This is a genomic window from Flavobacterium subsaxonicum WB 4.1-42 = DSM 21790, from assembly GCF_000422725.1.
Lineage (GTDB): Bacteria > Bacteroidota > Bacteroidia > Flavobacteriales > Flavobacteriaceae > Flavobacterium > Flavobacterium subsaxonicum.
In genome coordinates this window covers 242,442-266,050 of sequence record NZ_KE383909.1, presented here as the reverse complement: position 1 = coordinate 266,050, position 23,609 = coordinate 242,442, and the positions used below count along the sequence as shown (strand labels likewise).

Genomic DNA, 23,609 nt, shown 5'->3' with positions numbered 1-23,609 from the left:
TATGAAAGTAAATACAATCTTAAAAAGTTGCTTTTTTGCTGCTGTAGTTACAGCATCGGGGTTATTTATTGGGTGTACGCCAGAAGAAGTAACTTCGGGCAACCCCTTAACCCAGCCTGCCATAGATGCTACATACTCTGCAACAACACCAGATGGTAATCATTACACTGTAGTAGGCACTACAGATGCTAACGTACAATACCACACATGGAAATGGGTAGGTGTTGGCGAATTTGCTATGGAAAATCCTGTTACTGGAGAAGTTATAGGAGATGCTACAATGAACTTTAATTTTGCAACACCAGGTACGTATACGCTACAGCACAGGGTTGTTGGTTTTATTGGTGGTACAAATAGTGTTACAGAACAAACTTTTGTTGTTACAACCTATGCTTTGGGAGATAATTTACTCTTAAGCCCTAATTTTGAAACTGCATCAGACTGGACTGTACTTAATATCTCTAACAACAATGCTGTTGTCTGGACATTTAATAATGGCAGTGCAACGGTAAGTGGTGGAGATACCAACTATAGTGGTAAAGGTATTTATCAGGCTGTAAACCTTGAGGTGGGAAAATACAAAATTGATATGCATGTAGAGGGCCCGGGCTCTACAGATACCTGGTTTGAGGTATACTTAGGTGCTGCCGTGCCTGCACAAGGTAGCGACTACGGCGATGGCGGTACTAAAATTGGCCTTAACACATGGGCTGGTTGTGGTAATACTCCATTTAACGGCCAACTTGCAGCTTTAGCCTGTTCAGGTTCAGGTTCGGATGTAGAAATTAACGAAGCGGGTACTTATTATTTCCTTGTAAAATCAGGAAGTGGTGCCGCAAATGGCGTTAATTCTATAACAATATCAAACGTGTCTCTACGCATGTACGAATAATAATTTTTGGGTTAGTTACTTATAGCCTGTATTCTTTATTGATTACAGGCTATTTTTTAAATAGCCCTCCCCTTTTATCAAAATGGCATATATCATCAATCTGTGCATCCAATACAATAATTATAATGAAGAAAAATAAAATAGCGGCCTGCCTCCTGCTGCTTTGCGGCACACTATGGGCACAACAGGGCGCAAACCAAAAAAATTACTCGGCAAAAGGCAAACAGGTAACCGTTTACACAACTGCCGATAGCATTAACCTACGCATATCTAAAACAGGCAATCTTACTTTTGCTGCATCTAAACAGCCTTTGGAAACAGAGATATCTATTTTTGTAGAGCCTCAAAAAACATTCCAGTCCATTTTAGGTATAGGCGGTGCCATTACCGATGCCAGTGCCGAAGTGTTTGCTAAGCTTACACCGGCCGATCAAAAAGAATTTTTAAATGCCTATTATGATAAAGATAAAGGCATTGGGTACTCTATTATCCGTACCAACATACACAGCTGCGATTTTAGCAGCGGCAGCTATACCTACATTAAAGAGGGCGACAAAAGCCTAAAATCGTTTACCGTAGACCACGATAAAAAATTCCGTATCCCGCTTATAAAGCAGGCTTTAAAAGCTGCCGGCAACACTACTACGGTATACGTTAGCCCGTGGAGCCCACCCGCTTTTATGAAGGATAGCAAAAACATGCTTAAAGGCGGCAAGCTGTTGCCGGAGTACTACCAAACATGGGCAGACTACTACGTTAAGTTTATTAAGGCATACGAAAAAGAAGGCATACCCGTATGGGGCCTAAGCGTGCAAAACGAGCCTATGGCCACCCAAACCTGGGAGTCGTGCATTTACACTGCCGAAGACGAGCGCGATTTTCTTAAAAACTTTCTGGGACCAACAATCAGAAAAGAGTTGGGCGACAAAAAGATTATTGTGTGGGACCATAACCGAGACCTTATGAACCAGCGTGCTAACGTAATTTTCTCTGACCCAGAAGCGGCTAAATATGCCTGGGGTATGGGTTTTCATTGGTACGAAACCTGGGCGGGCGGCAAGCCAATGTTCCAGAACGTGCAAAAAGTGGCACAGGCCTACCCTGACAAGAACCTTATGTTTACAGAGGGTTGCGTAGAGCAGTACGATGCTGCCAAACTACAGTACTGGCCAAACGGCGAGCGCTATGGCGAATCGCTTATAAACGATTTTAATAACGGTACCACCGGCTGGACCGACTGGAATGTGCTGTTAGACGAAAAAGGCGGCCCTAACCATGTTGGCAACTTTTGCTTTGCACCACTGCATGCCGATACTAAAACGGGCAAGCTTATTTACACGCCATCGTACTACTACATAGGCCACTTTTCAAAATTTGTACAGCCAGAGGCTAAACTGGTTAGCAGCGCAGTAAGCCGCAGCCAGTTGCTTAGCGCATCGTTTATAAATAAAGATGGAAAAATGGCTACTGTGGTTATGAATACAAGCGACAAAAAGGTTACCTACAACCTGATCATCGGAACCGAGAAAGTAGTAAATACCATACCGGCTCACGGCATACAAACGTTGGTTTATTAAGCCTAAAACATACTATTATGATAAAAAAATTAATCAGTGTTTTTGTTCTGGCACTTGCCCTGCCGGCTTTTAGCCAGGGGTATTTGCACCAGAGCGGACAAAATATTGTAAATGGCAATGGCGATAATGTACTGCTTCGCGGGCTTGGCCTTGGCGGCTGGATGGTACAGGAAGGCTACATGCTGCAAACCGATGGTTTTGCAGGGCCACAACACAAAATTCGCCAAAAAATAGAGGAATTAATTGGCGCACCTGCTACCGAAACTTTTTACCAGGCCTACCGCGATAACGGCATTACAGAGGCCGACATCGTTATGCTAAAGCAAATGGGTTTTAACTCGGTAAGGCTGCCAATGCATTACAACCTGTACACGCTGCCTGTAGAAAACGAACCCGTTGCGGGTCAGAATACCTGGCTTACCGAAGGTTTCGAGAGGACAGACGAACTATTGCAATGGTGTGCTAATAACCAGATGTACCTTATATTAGACATGCACGCTGCGCCGGGTGGCCAGGGTAAGGATGCTAATATATCTGATTACGATGATACTAAGCCATCATTATGGGAAAGCCCTGCCAACAAGCAAAAAATGATAGCCCTTTGGGCACAGCTGGCCGACCGTTATAAAACAAGCCCGTGGATTGGTGCGTACGATCTTATTAACGAGCCTAACTGGAACTTTACAGGCAGTAACCAAAACGGCTGCGACGAGGGCTCTAATGCGCCCCTGCGCCAGCTTATGGTAGATATTACTGCTGCCATTAGGGCGGTAGACACCAACCACATGATTATTATAGAGGGTAACTGCTGGGGTAATAATTATAATGGCATTTTTCCGCTTTGGGATAATAACATGACGGTTAGCTTCCACAAATACTGGAACAACACCAACCAGAATTCAATCCAGGGTATGCTAAACATCCGTACAGAGCAAAACGTACCGTTATGGCTGGGCGAAAGCGGCGAGAACTCTAACGTTTGGTTTAGGGATGCAATTTCGCTTGTTGAAACCAACAATATCGGCTGGTCGTTCTGGCCGGTTAAAAAGGTAGAGAGCATATCGGGCGTTACATCGGTAACAAAAAATGCCGGCTACCAGCAATTGCTTAATTACTGGAACAATGGCGGCACTGCCCCATCGGCAGCCACGGCTACAGCGGCGTTAATGCAGCTTGCAGAGAATTTTAAGAACGAGAACATTACCATAAAACAAGATGTGGTAGATGCCATGTTCAGGCAGGTGCAAACTTTGGAAACTCTTCCGTATACAACACATACCCTTCCGGGTAAAGTGTATGCTGCCGATTACGACCTTGGTACTAACGGTTATGCTTATAAAGATAATGTTGTGGGCACGTATCATGTAGATGGTGGCTCGTACACAGCATGGAACAACGGCTGGACCGGCCGTAACGATGGTGTAGACCTGCAAGCCTGTACCGATGCTGTTACTAATGGTTTACAGGTAGGCTATATAGAGGCTAACGAGTGGTTGCAGTTTACCATTCCGTCGGCAACGTTAACTGCTTACGATGTAGATATCCGCTACGCCGGCATGGGTGGCGCGCTGCATTTAGAAGATGAGAACGGCTGGATATCTGAAACGATAAACCTTCAGTCAACCGGAGATTACAATACCTGGGCTACCGTTACTTTAACCGATGTTCTGCTTAAAGCAGGCACCAACAAAGTAAGGGTTTATTTTACTCAGGGCGATTTTAACCTCAATTACTTAGACTTTAAAAACCCGTCATCTTCAACTGATGCCGTATTTAAAGTTATCGATGCCGCCACTAATATTCTTGGCGATAAAATAAATGTAACCTTCAACAAAGAGTTGCAGTCGGGCATTAATTTTTCTGAAAGTAACCTATCACTAAAAGTAAACGGTGCTGCTGTGGCAATTACTTCGACCACTATGGCTGAATCCGAAAGCACATTTACTATTACTCCTGCTACTCCAATAAACGCAGGCGATTTAGTTACACTAACTTACGCAGGCACTAATCTTCTGGCTACAGATGCTACATCTCAGGCTGCCTTTATAGATAAGCCGGTGGTTAACAGGATGGGTACTATCTATCAGATAAGCGGCGTTATACAGGCTGAAAACTTTTACGTAAACAACGGCCTTAGCCTGGAAAACACCAGCGATGTTGGTGGTGGCCAAAACATTGGCTATACCGATGCCGGCGATTACCTTGATTACCTGGTTAACGTTAACACAGCAGGCAATTACAAAATTGAGTACCGTACATCGGGCGAAAGCAAAACCGGCGGTATCAAGCTACAGCTTATTAATGCCGATACGCAGGATATTCAAACCGTTAGCATAGCCCCTACAGGTGCTTGGCAAACATGGGCAACTACAGTATCTCAGGCTGAGATGCCGGCAGGAAGGTATTACTTAAGGGTTAATATTACTGCTGATGGCTTTAACCTTAACTGGATCAAATTCACCCAAATGGCCCCGGATGATGATAATGATGGTGTTGCTAATGCTTCCGATTTATGTCCCGGCACCCCTGCTGGAGATGTGGTCGATTTTAACGGCTGTACGCTGTTTACACTGCCCGGTAGTAACTTTAGGGTATTGGCAACCGGCGAAACATGCAGAACGTCTAACAACGGCTCTATTGCAGTTACAGCAACGGCTAATCATAACTATGTGGCTACAGTTACGGGCAATGGTGTTAACCAGACGGCTAATTTTACAGCTAATACAACCTTTAGTAATTTACAGGCGGGCAACTACCAGCTTTGCATTACGCTGCCGGAAGCTCCGTCTTACAAGCAGTGCTTTGACCTGGTTGTAGATGAGCCTACAGATATCTCAGTCCTTTCAAGGATAATCCCTAATGAAAATCAGGTAGAATTAGACCTTTACGGCGATGATATTTATACCATAACGCTAAATAACGACACCTTTACCACTACCCAAAACACAATACAGCTAAGCCTTAAACCGGGCGTTAACAGTGTTGTAGTAAAGGGCCAGAACGATTGCCAGGGCATTTACACCAAAAGCTTTGCCATTGGCGAGAGCGTACAGGTGTACCCTAACCCGGTAAACGATGGTACTGTGTATGTTGCAGTTGCCGCAGCGCAGGAAAATAATGTTTATGTAGAAGTTTACAGCCTGCTGGGCAAACTGATTATTGCTAAAGAGTACAGCAGCAATCAGGAAGTTTTATCGGTAGATGTAAACGCCCTTGCAGCGGGTGTGTATGTTATGAAAATAGTTAGCGGCACTACGGCGTTTAACACTAAAATTGTAAAAGAATGAAAAAGATACTAATGGCATTAGCCTTTTCTGCCGCCATAATTGGCTGCGGAAGCGACGACAGCGGCAGCGGCGGAACCGGCAACAGCGATGCGGCAGCCCTGCTTTTCCCAGAACAGAATTCGGAGTGTACTACGGGTGTAGTGACCTCTGAAACACAAAGCACCGTTACTTTTAAGTGGGATGCAGCACCCGATACGGAGTCGTATTTTGTGTATGTAAAAAATCTGGATACCCAGGCTACGCTGCAATACAATGCGTCTACCAATACGTCTATGGCTATTACGCTTAATAAGGCTACACCGTATTCGTGGTATGTTAGTGCTAATAAGGCAGACAAATCGGTTAACAGCGAAACGTGGAAGTTTTACAATGCCGGCGATGGTGTAACCAGCTATGCTCCTTTCCCGGCCGATCTTGTTGCCCCGGCAATGAGCAGCTCGGTAGGGGGGCCATCAGTAAACCTGCAATGGGCTACTACCGATCTGGATAACGACATTGTAAACCACAAAATTTATTTAGATACCAATGCCAACCCCACTACCCTTTTGGGCACGTATACTACCCAAACCACAACGGCTACGGTAACGGCAGGCAGCACTTATTACTGGAAGGTGGTTACTACAGATGCCCTTGGTAACACAGCAACATCGCCTATATACCAGTTTAAAGTTTTATAAATTATTGAGTTAGTTAGTTTTTGTAAACAAAACGGCCCATGCAAAATGCATGGGCCGTTTTTATTTTCGGAGCTTACACTACTAAAAAATTATCTTGAATAGTTTGGCGCTTCTTTAGTAATGGTAACATCGTGCGGGTGGCTCTCTGCAATACCGCTTGATGTAAGGCGAATAAAACGGCTGGTTTCCTGCAGGGTCTCAATATCTTTAGACCCACAGTAGCCCATACCGGCGCGAAGCCCGCCTACAAACTGAAGCATGCTTTCAAAAAGCTCGCCTTTGTAAGGCACACGGCCCACAATACCTTCCGGTACCAATTTTTTAACATCATCTTCCACATCCTGGAAATAACGGTCTTTAGAGCCTTCTTTCATAGCCTCTACAGACCCCATACCTCGGTACGATTTAAATTTCCTGCCTTCAAAAATAATGGTCTCACCCGGAGACTCCATAGTACCTGCAAGTAACGATCCAAGCATTACGCTGCCTGCACCTGCTGCAAGGGCCTTAGGAATATCGCCCGTGTAACGAATACCACCATCGGCAATAACCGGTATACCGGTGCCTTTAAGGGCAGCAGCAACCTCTAATACAGCGCTAAATTGCGGGAAACCAACACCGGCAACCACACGGGTAGTACAAATAGAACCTGGGCCAATACCAACTTTAACCGCATCGGCACCGTTTTCGGCAAGGTAAAGGGCAGCTTCAGGAGTTGCAATATTACCAACTACCACATCAAGGCCGGGAAAGTTAGCCTTAACCTCTTTAAGTACTTTAACCACACCGGCAGTATGGCCGTGGGCAGTATCTATAATAACAGCATCTACACCGGCGTTTACAAGCGCTTCGGCCCTTTGCACCGCATCGGCAGTAACGCCAAGGGCAGCAGCCACGCGAAGCCTTCCAAACTTATCTTTATTGGCAATAGGCTTTTGGTTAACTTTAGTAATATCCCTAAAGGTAATAAGGCCAACCAATTTATAATCAGCATCTACAACCGGTAGTTTTTCTATTTTATTTTTTTGAAGGATACCTTCTGCCACCTCAAGGGTTGTGCCCTCTCCGGCAGTAACAAGGTTTTCGGTAGTCATTACCTCAAGTATAGAGCGGGTAAAGTTTTTCTCAAAACGAAGGTCGCGGTTGGTAACAATACCTTTAAGCGTACCGTTTTCGTCCACCACCGGTATACCGCCAATACCGTACTCTTTCATAACGCTTTTAGCATCGCCAACGTTAGCCGTAAGTGGCAACGTAACAGGGTCTATTATCATTCCACTCTCTGCCCTTTTTACCTTGCGAACTTCGTTAGCCTGCTTTTCAATGCTCATATTTTTGTGCAAAACGCCAATACCACCTTCGCGGGCCATAGCAATTGCCATAGCGCTCTCGGTAACTGTATCCATAGCGGCCGATACAATTGGAACGTTAAGTGTAATGTTTCTTGAAAATTTAGACTGTATGCTTACGTCGCGGGGTAAAACTTCAGAGTAGTTAGGAACCAGTAGAACATCATCGTAGGTAAGGCCTTCGCCGATGATTTTATCTGTATGTGCTTTCATGTTGCAATTTGTAGTTAAATTGCATGCAAATATAGTGTTTTTTAAGATACTACAAAAATCTAATTTTATAAATTATTTCTATGTTAATATAGGCATAATTTATATTAATGAAATTCCCTGAAAACCTTGGTAGCCTCGTTATAAGCGCTCTCAAAACTAAGGGAATTAAGTCCGCAATCTGCTTTGTTTGTAGTAAAGTACGATAGCATTTTCTCAGTAGGCATGTTGCCTGTAAGCTCATCTGTAGCCATTGGGCAGCCACCAAAGCCCTGTATGGCGCCATCAAAACGCCTGCACCCTGCTTTATAAGCGGCATCTATTTTTTCGAACCACCTGTCGGGCGTTGTGTGCAAATGCGCACCAAATTCTACCTGCGGGAATTTTGGTATCAGGTTAGAGAACAGGTACTCTATAACTTCGGGCGTAGAGGTACCCACCGTATCGGATAACGATAGTATCTTAACCCCCATATCGGCCAGTTTTCGGGTCCACTCGCCTACTATATCTACATTCCACGGGTCGCCATACGGGTTGCCGAACCCCATAGACAGGTAGGCCACCACCTCTTTATCGGCAGCATGGGCAATGTCTAAAATTTCCTGTAACGTAACAATAGACTGCGCAATGGTTTTGTGGGTATTACGCATCTGGAAGTTTTCGGATATCGAAAACGGATAACCTAAATATTGTATGGCAGGTTGCTTAGCTGCGGCCTCGGCGCCTTGGGTGTTGGCAATAATAGCCAGTAATTTACTCTTGGTTGTACTAAGGTCCAGGCCGGCCAGCACTTCGGCAGAATCCTGCATTTGCGGTATGGCCTTGGGCGAAACAAAACTGCCTACATCTATAGTATCAAAACCCACACGCAGTAACGACTGTATGTAGGTAATTTTGCGCTCTGTAGGTATAAATGCCTTAATGCCTTGCATGGCATCTCGGGGGCATTCTATTATTTTTATTTTTTCCATTCTTAGGTACTGAGGTACTTAGTTGCTGCGTTACTTAGAACTTTCTACTATCTAAAAGTCCAACAATCTAAAAATCCTAAAGGCCTAAGTTACTTAGAACCTAAGATCCTTTTATTAATAGCCTTAATAAGCCCCGGGCCTTCATAAATAAAGCCGGTATACAATTGTATAAGGCTTGCTCCCGCCTCCAGTTTTTCAATCGCGTCGTCGGCACTGTGTATGCCGCCCACCCCTATTATAGGAAATGCCTTATTGCTTTTTTCTGAAAGAAAACGAATAACCTCTGTACTGCGTTTAGCCAATGGCTTGCCGCTAAGGCCACCCATCTCTGCCTTATTTTCAGATTGCAGCCCTTCGCGCGATATAGTTGTGTTAGTGGCAATAACCCCAGCAATGCCGGTGGTTTTTATAATATCTATAATATCCAGCAACTGCTCATCAGTAAGGTCGGGTGCAATTTTAAGCAGTATTGGTTTTTGCTTTGGTTTGGCCGCATTTTTATCCTGCAATGTTTGCAGCAATTTAGTAAGCGGCTCTTTATCCTGCAACTCGCGCAGGTTGGGTGTATTGGGCGAACTTACATTCACCACAAAGTAATCTACATAATCGTATAATGCATCAAAACAAATTTCGTAATCGCTTACGGCATCTTCGTTAGGTGTAACCTTATTTTTGCCAATGTTACCGCCAATAAGCACATGGCCTTTGCCTTTAGGGTTGTTTTTAAGGCGCTCTACAGCATCGTGCACACCGCCGTTGTTAAAGCCCATACGGTTTATAATGGCACTGTCTTCGCGCAGCCTAAAAAGCCTTTGCTTAGGGTTGCCCTCCTGCGGTTTTGGGGTAAGCGTACCAATTTCTATAAAGCCAAAACCAAGGGCTGATAGTTCTTTGTACAATTTGGCATCTTTATCCATGCCCGCTGCAAGCCCTACCGGATTTTTAAATTTCAGTCCAAATACCTCGCGCTCCAGTCTTGGGTCGGTTACGTTGTAAACAGACTTAAGCACGCCGGGCATACCCGGTATGTTGTTTAAGAAACGTATAGACGAAAACGTAAAGTGGTGGATTTTCTCCGGATCGAATTTAAAAAGTAGCGGCCTTATGAGCGATTTGTACATAGTTGTGGTGTTGCGTAGTGCAAAAATAGAAAAATTAAAATTAATCTGCTTTTTTTATATTTTTATACAATTGCCCCCTAAAAACTTGCATATTTACTTGTGATGTGTAAATTTGGAATACCAATAAATACAAATAACGCCTTAATGAACCCCGAATTACAAAAGCTGGTAGAATATGCGCTGGCAGACGGTTATATTACCGATAAAGAAAAGCAGGTACTTATAAAAAAAGCGCAAAACCTGGGCTTTGATATAGACGAGCTGGAAATGATACTGGAGGGCAAACTGTACGAAATAAATAAGAGCAGCAGGCCAAAAGTTGACAAATGCCCCAGCTGTGGCGAAATTTTAAGCGGCCTTAGCCGCGTATGCCCATCGTGCGATTATGTGCTTTACTCTGAATCTAAAGTAGACATACAAACGCTGGACGAGATGACGCGCAGCCTGGACAGCAGCATTACGGCGTTACGATCGGTACCAAAAACAGGAGCTTCGGAAATTTTTAAATCGGTACTAAAAATTATTTTTACCGCCGGGTTATATATAATTTACAAAAAACTAATTAAAAAAGAAGCGTTGTTTGACAGGCACGCCTATATAAACGAAAGGATTATTGCCAGCACCGATAGCCAGGCTGCCACACTACGTACTAAATATGGAGACGACCAAAAAATAAATACCTACATTAATAACAAACTGGCCGAAAGGGACAGCATTATTGGTAAAAGGCAAACGGGCGATGCTGTTACTGCGGTTATGATTTTTATATTTTATGGTGCTCTTGGCTGGTGCTTTTATTATTTTGCTACCCTGCCGCCGGGGCCGCCACCACCCGAAACCCCAAAGCAGGCTACACTTCGCCATATTAATGCGGGTAGAATAAGTGAGGCAAAAAAATCATTATCTAAAGTAGAAGATGCCCTGGATAAAGGAACTTTTTTTTCCACAATACGCGATATGGAAATTGACAGCCTTACCAATGCAAAAGATTATGATGGCGCTCTTAAATTAATTGCTACCATACGTTATGATGAATATGTTTCGGGTGTTGTTGAAGGTAAAATTGATGCAGTAGTAGAAAAGCAGGTTAACGATCTTATTACAGATAAAGAATTTACCGAAGCTAAAGAAAAAGCAGGATTAGCAAGCTACTCTACTAAAGATAGATTACTTACATTGATTAAGATATCTGAATCGTCATACAAATCAGAGTTAAAGAAAGAAAAGCTTAAAAATAAAAAATCAAGGAAATAATGGGCATACTAAACTTTTTTAGCGGAAACGAAGGCGGCTTTATGGATGTTATTAGCTGCAACCAAAAAGATTACCTTGTACATAAATGGTCGCCTAACGGAGAGCCCAATACTACATCTAAAGAAAATGCCATTAGATACGGCAGTACGCTTCGCGTAAACGCCGGCGAGGCTGCCATACTTTTTTACGACCAAAAAAACGGCAATGCGTTTGATATTATAACCGGCCCTGCCGACCAGACCATTAAAACGGCCAACCTGCCCATACTTACCAACATTGTTGGTGCTGCTTATGGCGGCGATTCGCCGTTTATGGCGCAGGTGTACTTTTTTAACCTTCAGCAAAACAACCAGATAAAATTCGGCATTCCGTATTTTGATGTTTTTGATAACCGTTTCCCAGATCTGGGCGTGCCGTGCGCCGTGCGGGGGTCGTTAACATTCAATATTACCAACATTGCTAATTTTATAAAGCTGTACCGCCTGGTAAATTTTGAGCTATCTGATTTTAAAGACCAGATAGAAGACTTTTTTACCCGAAAGATTAAGAGCATTGTTTTAAATATTCCGGCGGAGACCGGCCTGCCTGTTATGCAGCTGGAGCGCAGACTGGATGATATTAACACCTACCTGCAGGCAAAACTGGCTACCGACCTTGAACTCGATTTTGGCATTAACCTTAAACGCATAGACATTAACGCCATAGAGCTGGATGATACCGATGCCAACTACAGGCAGCTTAAAGGCGCCACCGTCGACCAGCAAACGCGTTTTACAGGCGCTAAAACCGATGTAGAGATTACCAACATGGGCGACCTTGCCCGCATACAGCGCAAGGATATAGAAATGGGTGTAGAGGGTAAAAACTTTACCGTGCACCAGGTAGACCTACAGGCCGATATTTTAAAAACAGCGGCCAACAACCTTGGGGCTATGGGCAATATAAACCTGGGCAACGGCGGCGGGTTTAGTCCGTTGGGTATAGCAACCGGCATGGCCGTTGGCGGTGCAATGGGCAACCAGATGGGCGGCATGATGGGCAATATTACCAACACCCCACCACCCCCACCGGCAATAACCTGGCATATAGCTTTAAATGGGCAGCAATCGGGGCCATATACAGTAGCCCAGTTGCAGGAGTTTGCGCTGTCGGGCCAGTTTACACCAGATCATTTTGTGTGGAAACAAGGCATGCAAAACTGGGAGGCCGCATCTGCCGCGGCAGGCGTATCACAGGTTTTTGCACAGGTGCCACCGCCACCTCCGCCACCACCGGGTGCTGATGCAGCCACAGCTAAAACCTCTAAAATAAACCTGACTAAAAAACAATAAACTGTTAGCAGGCGTAAAGTTTTACTAATAACTATCAATAATGCTAAAAGAAATATTTACAGCCCTGGTTAGCCGGTATAGCGCTGATATTGTGCTTACCGAAAAACTTTGGGCTGAGATAGAAAAGGCATACTCCGGTAAAAAGCGCCATTATCATAACCTCCATCACCTGGAAAATATGTATAACGAGCTGCTGCCTTTGCAGGATAGTATTGCAGACTGGGATACCCTGTTGTTCTCGCTCTTTTACCATGATATTGTTTATAAGGCCACCAGCAAAGAAAACGAAGAAAAAAGCGCCGATGTTGCCGCGCAACGCTTAGCTGAAATTAATTATCCCGCAGAAAAAATTAACAAGTGTTACAGCCAGATCGTGGCTACCAAACTGCACGAACTAAGCCCCGATGACGACACCAACCTGTTTACCGATGCCGATCTGGCCATTTTAGGAGCCAATTGGGATACCTATTATAACTATTCAAATGCGGTTCGTAAAGAATACAGCATCTATCCTGACTTTTTATACAAACCCGGTCGCACCAAAGCATTGCAACACTTTTGATGGGCGATATCTTTAAAACCACTCATTTTAAGGGTAAATATCAAAAAGAGTCTTATACAAATCTTAAAAAAGAACTAACGTTGCTTATTTAATATTAGAATTTCTTATTTTTGGTTTTAAGCATCCCAAATACTAAATTACCTACTACTAATGAATACCGCTACAGGACATATTCCTGATCAGACAGATACCCTGCAACTTATGAAGGCGGCTTTTAACGCGCCCAATAATCGCACTACTGTTTTTACCGCCGTGAGGGATAAAAACAACAGGGTTGTTGATTTTGAATTTAGCCTGATTAGTAAAGCCAGCCTTGAATTTTTTAACGGTGCAGATTGTACAGGCAAACGATTTACAGAGCTTATACCAGACCAGTATGACCAACTGCAAAGTATGATAAAGGTTATGGAAACCGGCCAGGGCCAAAAGTGGGAACGCAGTATTAAAGACTTTAACGGCGTACAGCAATGGTATAGCGTTAGCGATGCCAAAATGGGCGAATACCTTGTGCGCGTTTGGGAAAACGTAACCGATAGGCGCCTTGCCGAAGATGATGTTAATGCCTCTATCGAAAAAAAAGCCGAAGAAAAATACCTTTCGCTTTTTAACTCTATAGACCAGGGCTTTTGTATTATAGAAATGGTTTTTGATGAAAACGACCATCCTTGCGATTATATTTTCCTGGATTACAACCCGGCTTTCGAAAATCAAACCGGCCTTAAAGATGCCCGTGGCAAAAGCATAAAAGGTATGAACCCGCTCCACGAGCAGCATTGGTTCGACCTTTACGGCGGCATTGCCAAAAACATGGAACCAAAGTATTTTGAGCAGGAGGCCGTACTTATAGACGGTTGGTATGAGGTATCTGCATTCCCTTTAACCAAAAAGCAGGACAATAAGATTGCCGTTATTTTTAACGATGTTACCCTTCGTAAAAAGGCAGAAAAAGAGCTCAACGCTTTTAATTCCCGCCTGGAGCATCAGGTAAAAGAGCGTACTGCCAAGCTTAATATGGTTAATTTGCTTTTAGAGCAAAAAAACCGGGAATTAGAAAAAAGCAATAAAGAGCTGGAATCGTTTAACTATGTTGCCAGCCACGATTTGCAGGAGCCGCTGCGTAAAATTCAGACCTTTTTAAGCATAATTGCCGATCGCAATATGGATGCAGCCACCGCAAAAGGGTATCTGTCTAAAATTAATGCATCGGCCAACCGCATGTCTAACCTTATACAAGATGTGCTTACCTACAGCCGCCTTAGCGCCGAAAGCCAGTTTAGCACCGTAGACCTTAATAATATTGTAGAGAATGTACTTACTGATTTTGAATTGGTTGTAGCCGATAAAAAAGCCGTAATTAAATGCGACATACTGCCTGCCATTAAAGCCAACCCACTGCAAATGCACCAGTTGTTTTCTAACTTAATAAGCAACTCACTAAAATACAATACCGGCCAGCCGGTTATAACCATACAAAGCCGACTGCTTACAGAAAATGATACCAAATTGGTAGAAATCACCCTGAGCGACAACGGTATAGGCTTTGACGAGCAGTACGCCGACCAGATTTTTAAGCTCTTTCAGCGCCTGCATGGCAAAAGCGAATTTAACGGCACGGGCATTGGCCTTAGCATCTGTAAAAAAATTGTAGAACACCACAAAGGCACTATTACGGCACACTCGGTTGCCGGGCAGGGAGCAACGTTTACAATACAGCTTCCCCTTTAATTATTAGGCCGGTTTTGGCATCTTCAAAATATAAATAAATCGTAAATTTGTGCTTTCATTAATTCAACAAATTAAAAATGCAGCACATAATAGACCGTTTTATCAGCTATGTTACTGTTGATACCGAATCTGACCCAAACTCTGATACTACCCCCAGCACCGCAAAACAATGGGACCTTGCCAATAAACTTGTAGACGAACTTAAAGCCATTGGCCTTGATGATGTTACTATAGACGAGAATGCCTATATTATGGCTACCCTGCCCTCTAACGTAGCGCACGATGTACCTGTTATTGGCTTTGTATCGCACTTTGATACCACACCCGATTTTACCGGCGCTAATATAAAACCCCAGATTATCGAAAATTATGATGGCGGCGATATTATACTAAATGCCGATCAAAACATTGTACTTTCTCCGGGCTATTTTAAAGACCTGCTGCAATACAAAGGCCAGACCCTTATTACTACCGATGGCACTACCCTGCTTGGTGCCGATGATAAAGCCGGTATTACCGAGATTGTTACCGCAATGGAGTACCTTATTAAGCACCCGGAAATTAAGCACGGCAAAATTCGAATTGGGTTTACACCCGATGAAGAAATTGGCCGTGGCGCACATAAATTTGATGTAGCCAAGTTTGGCGCCGATTGGGCTTACACTATGGATGGCAGCCAGATAGGCGAACTGGAGTACGAAAACTTTAATGCAGCCGGCGCTAAAATTACCATTAAAGGTAAAAGTGTACACCCGGGCTATGCTAAAGGCAAAATGATCAACTCGATGCTTATTGCCAACAAATTTATATCATCGTTACCAAAAGAAGAAGTACCTGAACATACATCGGGCTACGAAGGCTTTTTTCATGTTACGGGCATTACCGGCAGTATAGAAGAAAGTGTTGTTCAGCTTATAATACGCGACCACGATAGCAAAAAATTCGCCAAGCGTAAAAAGCTTATCAAAAAAATTACCGATAAATTAAACCGCAAGTTCGAAAAACAATTTGGCGGCGATATTATAACGGCCGAGGTTAAAGACCAGTACTATAACATGAAAGAAAAGGTAGAACCGGTTTTTCATATTATTGATATTGCAGAGCAGGCCATGAAAGACCTTGACATTAAGCCGCTTATAAAACCTATTCGTGGCGGTACCGATGGTTGCCAGCTTAGCTACATGGGTTTGCCGTGCCCCAACATTTTTGCGGGTGGGCATAACTTTCACGGCAAGTATGAGTACGTGCCTGTAGAAAGCATGAAAAAAGCTACCGATGTTATTGTACGTATTGCCGAACTTACTGCTTTGCCTAAATAAAATATGGAAGCCCCTAAAAAAACCTGGGACAAGACCAATCAGTGGGGTAATGAGCTCGAAGTTATTAAGGACATTATTAACCGGACTGAACTGGTTGAAACCACCAAATGGGGTGGAACTATCTATACCCTTAACGGCAAGAACGTTTTGGGTATAGGTGGTTTTAAAAACTTTTTTACCATTTGGTTTTTTAAGGGTGTTTTTCTAAAAGACTCCGCGAATATCTTGGTAAATGCCAACGAAGGCAACACAAAATCGTTACGCCAATGGCGCTTTGAAAGCCTTGACGAAATTAACGAAAAGCTTGTACTACAGTACATAAACGAGGCTATTGAAGTAGAAAAAGCAGGCCTTGCCATTACGCCCGAAAAAAAAGAAATTGCCATACCGCAACTACTACAGCAGCAGTTGGATTCGGATACTGATTTAGCAACGGCATTCGCAAAATTTTCGCCCTACAAGCAAAAAGAGTTTAACGAATACATTACCGAAGCCAAACAGGAAAAAACAAAGCTTGCCCGCCTTGAGAAAGTTATTCCTATGATACTGGGTGGAATTGGGCTGCACGATAAGTACAGGGGTTAACGGTATTTAGTAAGCAGTATTATAACAGTAATCAGTTTACAGTGGCAGTTAGCAACGCAATCGCATCACTATGATGGTGTTGAATGAGTTAAAAGCAAATAATAAAATACAAAAAAGCCCCATTAAAATAATGGGGCTTTTGCTTTGTGTTTGCTTGTAAGGTTATGCGGTTTTAGCTGGTGCGTTTAGCTTTTGGCTTAGCTCTAAAGATATAGCGCTACGCTCTAACTTAAGTTTACCCGCCATAGTTTCTATCACTACCGTAGTTTCGGCAAGCTCGGCAATCCTGCCGTGTATGCCGCTTTTGGTAATAATTTTATCGCCTGTTTTTAGCTCGCTTTCAAATTGTTTTTCAAGTTTAGCCCTTTTTTGCTGTGGCCTTATCATCATAAAATACATTACAACAATAATTAGCAAAAAGGGTAATAACGACTGTAACTGTCCCATTTTTTTATATAAATAAAATTAAATTAGTGTGCTGCTCCGCCACCTATTGTCATAGCGTTAGTACCAATACCTTTAGTCTCTATCTTAGCTTTAAAGTTTAGAGTTTCGGTACCTTTTTCTGTATTAAGCGTAAGGGTAACTGTTTTTTGAACATCGCCACTTTTACCTGTAGAGTCAAAAATCACCTGAACTTCGCCTGTAGCGCCCGGTTGTACAGGCTCTTTAGTGTAGCTTGGTACTGTACAGCCACAGCTTGCTTTAGCATCGCTAATAAGCAAAGGGGCAGTACCTTCGTTTTTAAATTTGTAGGTATAGTTTACTTTTTCGCCTGCGTTAATAGTACCAAAGTCGTGATCCATTGTTTCAAACTTTGCAACCGGCAGTTTGCCAGATTCAGCGTGAGCAAGCTCTGCTTTTTTAGCAGTAGCATCATCTATCCTTAAAGCGGCATTTTCTTTTTTGCATGATGCCAGTACCAAAGATGCCATTGCAAGCATGGCGATTGATTTTTTAATCATAATTTAAAATTTAAATTGTTATTACATTAAACCTCTACCGGCTTTAGAGAGCCTGTTTGTACTTTCGTAATCCTTAACCAGGTTATCCAGTATTCCGTTTATAAAAATACTGCTTTTTGGTGTCGAATATTCTTTTGCAATTTCAAGATACTCATTAATAGTAACCTTAACGGGAATAGATGGGAATTTTAAAAACTCGCAAATAGCCATTTTAAGTATTATAGTATCTATCTCTGCAATACGTTCGGTATCCCAATTTGGGGTTTTATCTATAAACTCTTTAGCCAGCTCCTGGTTATTAAGTATTGTTTTACGAAAAAGGTCGCGCACAAAATCTTTATCATCCGTATCTTTATACAACCTTGGCACAAAAAAAGCATCACGCCCTTCGGGCATTATCTGCCTTAGCTGCTTACTTATAAGTGTATTAACTACCGGAATATCGTCTACCCACGTTAGTTTATAATCTTCAAGGTATTCGTATAGCTTTTCGTTAGGGGCAATAACCTCTACAAAAAGGTCGGCAATAAACTCCCTGTCTTCCTCAAAAGTATTTTCGCGCGTTTCCATATACTTAGCATATATCTCGCTACTTTTTACAGCCTCAAGAAGTATAAGTATATAATCGTCGTTACGTTTCCAGTTGTCTATACCGCGCTCTTCGATAGCAATACTAAGCGGATTGCTTTCTTCCAGCAGGATAAGCACCTGATTGTTAATAAATTTGTTGTTGGGGTTTCGCTCTGCAGCTGTGGCAAGGTGCTTTTTTTGCGATTTTTCGATAAAACTTATCTCGCTGTTCCTTAGTTCTACCAGGGCAGATACCATGATAAGGTACAGATCGCGAATGTTTTCTATGCTGTGGAACAGGAATTTTTCTTCCTTTTCCAGGTTATCTGAATCATTTTGGTGCATGGCATAAATAGATTGCATCACCTTAACCCGAATATGTCTCCTGTTTAACATCCGCTTTTTAAGAACATTTTAAAATTAGCAAGGCGAAAGTAAAAACACTTTCGCCCTGCAAAATTAAGAATTATATTTTTTTACCCCTAATTATTTAGCGGTTTCTTTTTTCTTCTCGTCAATACGCTTTTGTGCAATTTGCATTGCAGCCTGATGTGTGGTAATGTTGTTAGCCTCAGCAAAGTGGAAAATTTCTAACGTAGTGTTGTAAATATTCTCAGTCCTTTTAAGGGCTTCCGCTTTATCATAACCTACAATCTCTGCATAAACATTAATAATACCGCCTGCATTAATTAAAAAGTCTGGAGCATAAGCAATACCTTTTTCCATAAGTATTTTACCGTGTACCTGCTCTACAGCAAGCTGGTTGTTAGCCGCACCGGCAATAACTTTAGCTTTTATTTTATTAATAGTAGCATCATTAATGGTAGCACCAAGGGCGCAAGGCGCATAAATATCTACATCGGCACTGTAAAGATCGTCGCCATTAAAAATTTTGGCACCGTATTTACCGGCAATGTATTGCATTTTTTCTTCGTTAATATCAGATATCTGCACTAACGCACCTTCTTTAGTAAGATAGTCAATAAGGGTTTCGCCAACATGGCCTGTACCCTGTACTAATATTTTTTTACCATCAAGGTTGTTAGAGCCAAACTGGTGCATAGCAGCAGCCTTCATACCCATGTACACACCATAAGCAGTAACCGGAGACGGGTTGCCCGATCCTCCACGGCTTTCAGATATACCTGTTACATAAGGAGTAACATCTCTAATAAGGTCCATATCGGCAGTTGTAGAGCCAACATCCTCTGCGGTAATGTATTTACCGCTAAGCGAATTTACAAACTGGCCAAACCTTGTAATCATTTCGGGGGTTTTGTCTTTACTGGCATCGCCAATAATAACTGCTTTACCACCGCCCAGGTTAAGGCCCGATATAGCCGATTTGTAGGTCATTCCCCTCGATAGCCTTAAAACATCGTTAAGGGCTTCCCATTCGTTAGCATAATTCCACATACGGGTACCACCAAGTGCGGGGCCCAAAACTGTGTTATGTATGCCAATTATTGCTTTTAAACCAGTATCTTTGTCATGGCAAAAAACAACCTGTTCATGATCATTAAAAGATGGCTGCCCAAATACAGGGTCAATCTTGGTAAGCTCATTAGCCTTAACAACTTCTGCTATCATAATAGTTGATTTAAATTTGAAGGATGTTCTAAAAATGTTTTACAAATTTACACATTTTATTATTCGAAGATGAATTTACGGCTTTTTTTTGCATAATATATAAAATACGAAAACGTTTTTTAGAGAGTTTGCAATACAGAATGTGCAATATTTTTAACAATTATTACCCGTTTGCTTAACACCGAAGCAATAAAAACATGAAAGAATTACAGTATTTAAATAAATATTTTGCTAAATATAAATTTCAATTTTTCTTAGGAATTTTCATTACCATCGTTGCCCAGATATTCTCGTTGTTTACACCGGGGTACATTGGCCATTCGGTATCAGAAATCGAAAAATTTAGTAACAATACCATTGGCGCTGACGCAGTTAGAAGCAGCCTTACCAACGACATTTTACTAATTGTACTTACAACGCTTGTTGGCGGCGTACTAACCTTTTTTATGAGGCAAACGCTTATTGTTATGTCGCGCCACGTAGAATTCGACCTTAAAAACGAGATATTCAGGCATTACGAAAACCTGTCGCAGGGCTTTTACAAACGCAACCGTACAGGCGACCTTATGAATCGTATTAGCGAGGATGTTAACCGTGTACGCCAGTATGTAGGCCCGGCAATTATGTATGCTTTTAACACCGTAATACGATTTGTGGTTATTATTACACAAATGATATTAATATCGCCTAAGCTTACCTTTTACACCCTTTTACCGCTACCTATATTAGCCTACAGTATTTACTGGGTTAGCAAGCAAATTAATATAAGGAGCACGCTAACACAGCAAAATTTATCGTCGCTGGCCACGTATACACAAGAGATGTTTTCGGGCATACGTGTTATTAAAGCCTACTCGTTAGAAAAACAAAAAGGCGAAGGCTTTATAGAACTTTCCCGCGACAGTGTTAAAAAGAACATGAGCCTTGCTAAAGTTAACGCCCTTTTTGGCCCGCTAATGATTTTCCTTATTGGTATTAGTAACCTGGTAGTGGTATACGTAGGTGGAAGCATGTACATTAACGGCAGTATTGCCGATATTGGTACCATTGCCCAGTTTATACTTTATATTAATATGCTTACGTGGCCGGTTGCATCTTTAGGGTGGATTAGCAGTATGGTGCAGGAAGCCGAAGCATCGCAAAAGCGTATTAATGAGTTTTTAAAAACCGAACCGGATATTAAAAACACAAACCCTAACCATTCGCCGGTTTTAGGCCACATTGCTTTTGACAATGTGTCGTTTACGTATGAAGACACTAATATAACAGCACTTAGAAATGTATCGTTTAGTGTAAACAAGGGCGAGACACTGGCTATTTTAGGCAGAACAGGGTCGGGCAAAAGCACGGTGCTATCACTTATAAGCCGATTGTATGATGCTGATGGCGGTGCTGTTAAGATTGATAACGAAAATGTAAAGGCACTAAACCTGGACGACCTGCGTGGCAGTATTGGCTTTGTGCCACAGGATGCCTTTTTGTTTAGCGACTCTATAAAAAACAACATTCGATTTGGTAAAGAAGATGCCGATGATGCCGAAGTGGTTGCCGTTGCTAAAAAAGCAGTAGTACACCATAATATAGAAACGTTTACACATCAGTACGAAACGGTGTTAGGCGAACGCGGTATTACACTTTCGGGCGGGCAAAAGCAAAGGGTATCTATTGCACGTGCGCTTATAAAAGATGCTCCTATATTATTGCTGGACGACTGCCTTTCGGCCGTTGATACCGAAACCGAAGAAGCTATACTAAATAACTTACAGGATTTTTGCAGAGATAAAACTACAATTATTGTAAGCCACAGAGTATCATCGGCTAAAAATGCCGACAGGATTATAATACTCGAAGACGGCGAAATTATTGAGCAGGGAACCCACAATGAGTTAGTAAATATGCAGGGTTATTACAAAGAATTGTACTTAAAACAACTTTCTGAAAAAGAAATGCAGTAATTTGTTGCATTGTATTGTTTTTTTTTGGATTTTTGGTATCTGCATGAACCAATAAAAAGAACACAGGTTATGAGAGAAAATGATATGCTGGAAAAGGAAGAGATCTTTTCTAAAGTTTTAAGGGCAGGACGAAGGACATACTTTTTTGATGTAAGGGCAACTAAAGCAGACGACTACTATATTACCATTACTGAAAGCAAAAAGTTTACCGAAGAAGATGGTTCTTTTCATTTTAAGAAACACAAGATCTATTTATATAAAGAAGATTTTGCCGCCTTTAGAGATATTTTAGACGAAATGACCAACTATGTTCTTAACAACAAAGGCGAAGAAGTAATTTCTGAAAGGCATCAAAAAGATTTCAGGAAACTGTTTGGCGACAGAGCCGAAGAAACGGTAACCACAGAAAGCTTTACCAACATTAATTTTGACGATATTTAATATATCTACACTATAAAACAGTAAAAAAGTCCGCAAACTATTAGTTTACGGACTTTTTTATTTTATGCTGGTTGCTACTTAACCATTTCCCTTCGCATCGTCATCGCGAGGTACGTGTATAACTGCACTTACGACTATAAACTGCAAAATACACCCTACCCTATCCTCAGTCCGTTCTCCACTTTAAAATCAGGAGCAAGCAATATAACGTCGCCCTCCTGCCCTACGGCACCAAGCACCAGGCATTCGCTCATAAACTTGCCTATTTGCTTTTTAGGAAAGTTTACCACAGCAACTATCTGCCTCCCCACCAAAACCTCTTTAGTGTAGCGTTTAGTTATCTGCGCCGATGTTTTACGTATGCCAATAGCCTCGCCAAAGTCAATGGTCAGTTGATACGCCGGTTTACGCGCCTCCGGAAAATCGTTTACTTCCAGCACCGTACCCACACGCATTTCTGTCTTTTCGAATTCTTCCCAGGTTAGCATTTCAGATTTATGATTTTAGATTTCAGATTATTCAAAACCTGAACATTGGATTTAGTAATTAATTTTAGCACTGCATTACTGAAAACTGAACACTATTCCTTCTCAAGCACCACATCTACCGGCTTGTTCATCTTGCGGCCAAATTTCATCGATGCCTGCTGGCTTTCGTTAGAGCACAGTACATACATATTATAACTGTATAAAGGCAATACAAGTGTTTTATACTTACCACCATTAGCCTTGCCGTCAATATCTTCTATTTTAAAAGAAAATTTATCGGCCTCAAAAGTATTGGCTACCGACAGAAAATAATTGTCTTTAGCATACGGAAAAAAGTAACGTTCTTTTTTAGCTACAGCACCTTCGGCAAGCGGTTTATTTTCATCATCAATAAGATAATTAAAACCAAATTTCATGGGTTGGTTGGCAAATTTAAAGCTGTAAAGGTTATTTACGTTAATAACATCATTACCCAAACTATCTACAATTGTAATCTTAAGGTTCTTAATATTTTCTTTTTTTCCGTCTTCATGAACATCCAACACCACATACGACGTAAAATCATACCCGCAATGCATGGCATTTTGCTGTGCCTTAGCCGATAAACTGATTAATAAAAACGCTATAAGGTAACGCATGTAATTTTTTTTAGCAAATATAAGCAATATTCCAATTAGCAAACCAGGCTTAAAGCAGCATGAAATATGGAAATAATTATCAAAATACTGCTGTTGATGTGT

At 42.0% G+C, this 23,609-nt stretch carries 21 protein-coding genes; 12 read left to right on the top strand and 9 right to left on the bottom strand.

Annotation, left to right across the window (positions count from 1 at the left end):
• The first annotated feature begins 1 nt into the window (after nt 1).
• From G509_RS0111635 to G509_RS0111620, 4 genes are all read left to right on the top strand, one after another.
• Complete coding sequence (locus tag G509_RS0111635) at nt 2-892, top strand: hypothetical protein (RefSeq protein ID WP_026991688.1); 891 nt, start codon at nt 2-4, stop codon at nt 890-892.
• 125 nt (nt 893-1,017) lie between these two features.
• The gene (locus G509_RS0111630; RefSeq protein WP_026991687.1) at nt 1,018-2,469 is read left to right on the top strand and encodes a glycoside hydrolase family 30 protein; all 1,452 of its coding nucleotides are present in this window, start codon (nt 1,018-1,020) and stop codon (nt 2,467-2,469) included.
• Nucleotides 2,470-2,486: 17 nt separating this feature from the next.
• The gene (locus G509_RS23105) at nt 2,487-5,756 is read left to right on the top strand and encodes a carbohydrate-binding protein (protein ID WP_081663292.1); all 3,270 of its coding nucleotides are present in this window, start codon (nt 2,487-2,489) and stop codon (nt 5,754-5,756) included.
• The gene (locus G509_RS0111620) at nt 5,753-6,433 is read left to right on the top strand and encodes a hypothetical protein (RefSeq protein ID WP_026991685.1); all 681 of its coding nucleotides are present in this window, start codon (nt 5,753-5,755) and stop codon (nt 6,431-6,433) included. The genes G509_RS23105 and G509_RS0111620 overlap by 4 nt, the downstream gene beginning before the upstream one ends.
• Nucleotides 6,434-6,522: 89 nt before the next feature.
• Here G509_RS0111620 and guaB read toward each other — a convergent pair whose 3' ends face one another.
• From guaB to G509_RS0111600, 3 genes are all read right to left on the bottom strand, one after another.
• A complete protein-coding gene (gene guaB, locus G509_RS0111615) occupies nt 6,523-7,995 on the bottom strand; it encodes an IMP dehydrogenase (protein WP_026991684.1) in 1,473 nt (490 codons plus the stop codon).
• A 104-nt stretch (nt 7,996-8,099) separates the two neighbouring features.
• Nucleotides 8,100-8,963, bottom strand: a complete 864-nt coding sequence (locus tag G509_RS0111605) for a hydroxymethylglutaryl-CoA lyase (protein WP_026991683.1) — start codon at nt 8,961-8,963, stop codon at nt 8,100-8,102.
• A gap of 89 nt (nt 8,964-9,052) precedes the next feature.
• Complete coding sequence (locus G509_RS0111600; protein WP_026991682.1) at nt 9,053-10,084, bottom strand: quinone-dependent dihydroorotate dehydrogenase; 1,032 nt, start codon at nt 10,082-10,084, stop codon at nt 9,053-9,055.
• Nucleotides 10,085-10,228: 144 nt separating this feature from the next.
• Here G509_RS0111600 and G509_RS0111595 point away from each other — a divergent pair, with 144 nt between their 5' ends.
• The 6 genes from G509_RS0111595 to G509_RS0111570 all read left to right on the top strand — a co-directional run bounded on the left by G509_RS0111595 (nt 10,229) and on the right by G509_RS0111570 (nt 16,860).
• Entirely contained in the window at nt 10,229-11,338 is a 1,110-nt protein-coding gene (locus G509_RS0111595) for a zinc ribbon domain-containing protein (protein WP_026991681.1), read from the top strand.
• Nucleotides 11,338-12,669, top strand: coding sequence for an SPFH domain-containing protein (locus G509_RS0111590; RefSeq protein ID WP_026991680.1), 1,332 nt, complete (start codon nt 11,338-11,340; stop codon nt 12,667-12,669). The genes G509_RS0111595 and G509_RS0111590 overlap by 1 nt, the downstream gene beginning before the upstream one ends.
• A 40-nt stretch (nt 12,670-12,709) precedes the next feature.
• Complete coding sequence (locus tag G509_RS21980; protein WP_242604865.1) at nt 12,710-13,231, top strand: HD domain-containing protein; 522 nt, start codon at nt 12,710-12,712, stop codon at nt 13,229-13,231.
• A 150-nt stretch (nt 13,232-13,381) separates the two neighbouring features.
• On the top strand, nt 13,382-14,956 hold the full coding sequence (locus G509_RS22910) for a PAS domain-containing sensor histidine kinase (RefSeq protein ID WP_051200170.1): 1,575 nt from the start codon (nt 13,382-13,384) through the stop codon (nt 14,954-14,956).
• A 77-nt stretch (nt 14,957-15,033) separates the two neighbouring features.
• Complete coding sequence (gene pepT / locus G509_RS0111575; protein WP_026991679.1) at nt 15,034-16,275, top strand: peptidase T; 1,242 nt, start codon at nt 15,034-15,036, stop codon at nt 16,273-16,275.
• Nucleotides 16,276-16,278: 3 nt separating this feature from the next.
• Nucleotides 16,279-16,860 carry a YdeI/OmpD-associated family protein gene (locus G509_RS0111570; RefSeq protein WP_026991678.1) on the top strand — a complete coding sequence of 194 codons (582 nt, stop codon included), beginning with the start codon at nt 16,279-16,281 and terminating at the stop codon, nt 16,858-16,860.
• Between the two features lie 162 nt (nt 16,861-17,022).
• On the opposite strand, the gene yajC is transcribed toward G509_RS0111570, so the two are convergent.
• From yajC to G509_RS0111550, 4 genes are all read right to left on the bottom strand, one after another.
• Nucleotides 17,023-17,307, bottom strand: a complete 285-nt coding sequence (yajC, locus tag G509_RS0111565; RefSeq protein ID WP_026991677.1) for a preprotein translocase subunit YajC — start codon at nt 17,305-17,307, stop codon at nt 17,023-17,025.
• Nucleotides 17,308-17,330: 23 nt separating this feature from the next.
• Nucleotides 17,331-17,825, bottom strand: a complete 495-nt coding sequence (locus G509_RS0111560) for a DUF1573 domain-containing protein (RefSeq protein WP_026991676.1) — start codon at nt 17,823-17,825, stop codon at nt 17,331-17,333.
• A 21-nt stretch (nt 17,826-17,846) separates the two neighbouring features.
• Nucleotides 17,847-18,758 (bottom strand): transcription antitermination factor NusB, encoded by a 912-nt coding sequence (nusB, locus tag G509_RS0111555; RefSeq protein WP_026991675.1) that lies wholly within the window; start codon nt 18,756-18,758, stop codon nt 17,847-17,849.
• Nucleotides 18,759-18,881: 123 nt separating this feature from the next.
• Nucleotides 18,882-19,985 (bottom strand): Glu/Leu/Phe/Val dehydrogenase dimerization domain-containing protein, encoded by a 1,104-nt coding sequence (locus G509_RS0111550; protein WP_026991674.1) that lies wholly within the window; start codon nt 19,983-19,985, stop codon nt 18,882-18,884.
• 197 nt (nt 19,986-20,182) lie between these two features.
• Between G509_RS0111550 and G509_RS0111545 the strand changes: the two genes are divergently transcribed.
• Both G509_RS0111545 and G509_RS0111540 read left to right on the top strand, forming a co-directional pair.
• The gene (locus tag G509_RS0111545; protein ID WP_026991673.1) at nt 20,183-21,940 is read left to right on the top strand and encodes an ABC transporter ATP-binding protein; all 1,758 of its coding nucleotides are present in this window, start codon (nt 20,183-20,185) and stop codon (nt 21,938-21,940) included.
• 69 nt (nt 21,941-22,009) lie between these two features.
• Entirely contained in the window at nt 22,010-22,381 is a 372-nt protein-coding gene (locus G509_RS0111540; protein WP_026991672.1) for a PUR family DNA/RNA-binding protein, read from the top strand.
• A 155-nt stretch (nt 22,382-22,536) separates the two neighbouring features.
• Here G509_RS0111540 and G509_RS0111535 read toward each other — a convergent pair whose 3' ends face one another.
• Together G509_RS0111535 and G509_RS0111530 are read right to left on the bottom strand one after the other, a co-directional pair.
• A complete protein-coding gene (locus G509_RS0111535; protein ID WP_026991671.1) occupies nt 22,537-22,869 on the bottom strand; it encodes a tRNA-binding protein in 333 nt (110 codons plus the stop codon).
• A 92-nt stretch (nt 22,870-22,961) separates the two neighbouring features.
• Entirely contained in the window at nt 22,962-23,507 is a 546-nt protein-coding gene (locus tag G509_RS0111530) for a hypothetical protein (protein ID WP_131450720.1), read from the bottom strand.
• Nucleotides 23,508-23,609 lie beyond the last annotated feature (102 nt).

Bases quoted from the DNA above. Each gene is read 5' to 3' on its own strand.
- G509_RS0111635 (WP_026991688.1), top strand. From the start codon at position 2: ATGAAAGTAAATACAATCTTAAAAAGTTGCTTTTTTGCTGCTGTAGTT.
- G509_RS0111630 (WP_026991687.1), top strand. From the start codon at position 1,018: ATGAAGAAAAATAAAATAGCGGCCTGCCTCCTGCTGCTTTGCGGCACA.
- G509_RS23105 (WP_081663292.1), top strand. From the start codon at position 2,487: ATGATAAAAAAATTAATCAGTGTTTTTGTTCTGGCACTTGCCCTGCCG.
- G509_RS0111620 (WP_026991685.1), top strand. From the start codon at position 5,753: ATGAAAAAGATACTAATGGCATTAGCCTTTTCTGCCGCCATAATTGGC.
- guaB (WP_026991684.1), bottom strand. From the start codon at position 7,995: ATGAAAGCACATACAGATAAAATCATCGGCGAAGGCCTTACCTACGAT.
- G509_RS0111605 (WP_026991683.1), bottom strand. From the start codon at position 8,963: ATGGAAAAAATAAAAATAATAGAATGCCCCCGAGATGCCATGCAAGGC.
- G509_RS0111600 (WP_026991682.1), bottom strand. From the start codon at position 10,084: ATGTACAAATCGCTCATAAGGCCGCTACTTTTTAAATTCGATCCGGAG.
- G509_RS0111595 (WP_026991681.1), top strand. From the start codon at position 10,229: ATGAACCCCGAATTACAAAAGCTGGTAGAATATGCGCTGGCAGACGGT.
- G509_RS0111590 (WP_026991680.1), top strand. From the start codon at position 11,338: ATGGGCATACTAAACTTTTTTAGCGGAAACGAAGGCGGCTTTATGGAT.
- G509_RS21980 (WP_242604865.1), top strand. From the start codon at position 12,710: ATGCTAAAAGAAATATTTACAGCCCTGGTTAGCCGGTATAGCGCTGAT.
- G509_RS22910 (WP_051200170.1), top strand. From the start codon at position 13,382: ATGAATACCGCTACAGGACATATTCCTGATCAGACAGATACCCTGCAA.
- pepT (WP_026991679.1), top strand. From the start codon at position 15,034: ATGCAGCACATAATAGACCGTTTTATCAGCTATGTTACTGTTGATACC.
- G509_RS0111570 (WP_026991678.1), top strand. From the start codon at position 16,279: ATGGAAGCCCCTAAAAAAACCTGGGACAAGACCAATCAGTGGGGTAAT.
- yajC (WP_026991677.1), bottom strand. From the start codon at position 17,307: ATGGGACAGTTACAGTCGTTATTACCCTTTTTGCTAATTATTGTTGTA.
- G509_RS0111560 (WP_026991676.1), bottom strand. From the start codon at position 17,825: ATGATTAAAAAATCAATCGCCATGCTTGCAATGGCATCTTTGGTACTG.
- nusB (WP_026991675.1), bottom strand. From the start codon at position 18,758: ATGCAATCTATTTATGCCATGCACCAAAATGATTCAGATAACCTGGAA.
- G509_RS0111550 (WP_026991674.1), bottom strand. From the start codon at position 19,985: ATGATAGCAGAAGTTGTTAAGGCTAATGAGCTTACCAAGATTGACCCT.
- G509_RS0111545 (WP_026991673.1), top strand. From the start codon at position 20,183: ATGAAAGAATTACAGTATTTAAATAAATATTTTGCTAAATATAAATTT.
- G509_RS0111540 (WP_026991672.1), top strand. From the start codon at position 22,010: ATGAGAGAAAATGATATGCTGGAAAAGGAAGAGATCTTTTCTAAAGTT.
- G509_RS0111535 (WP_026991671.1), bottom strand. From the start codon at position 22,869: ATGCTAACCTGGGAAGAATTCGAAAAGACAGAAATGCGTGTGGGTACG.
- G509_RS0111530 (WP_131450720.1), bottom strand. From the start codon at position 23,507: ATGCGTTACCTTATAGCGTTTTTATTAATCAGTTTATCGGCTAAGGCA.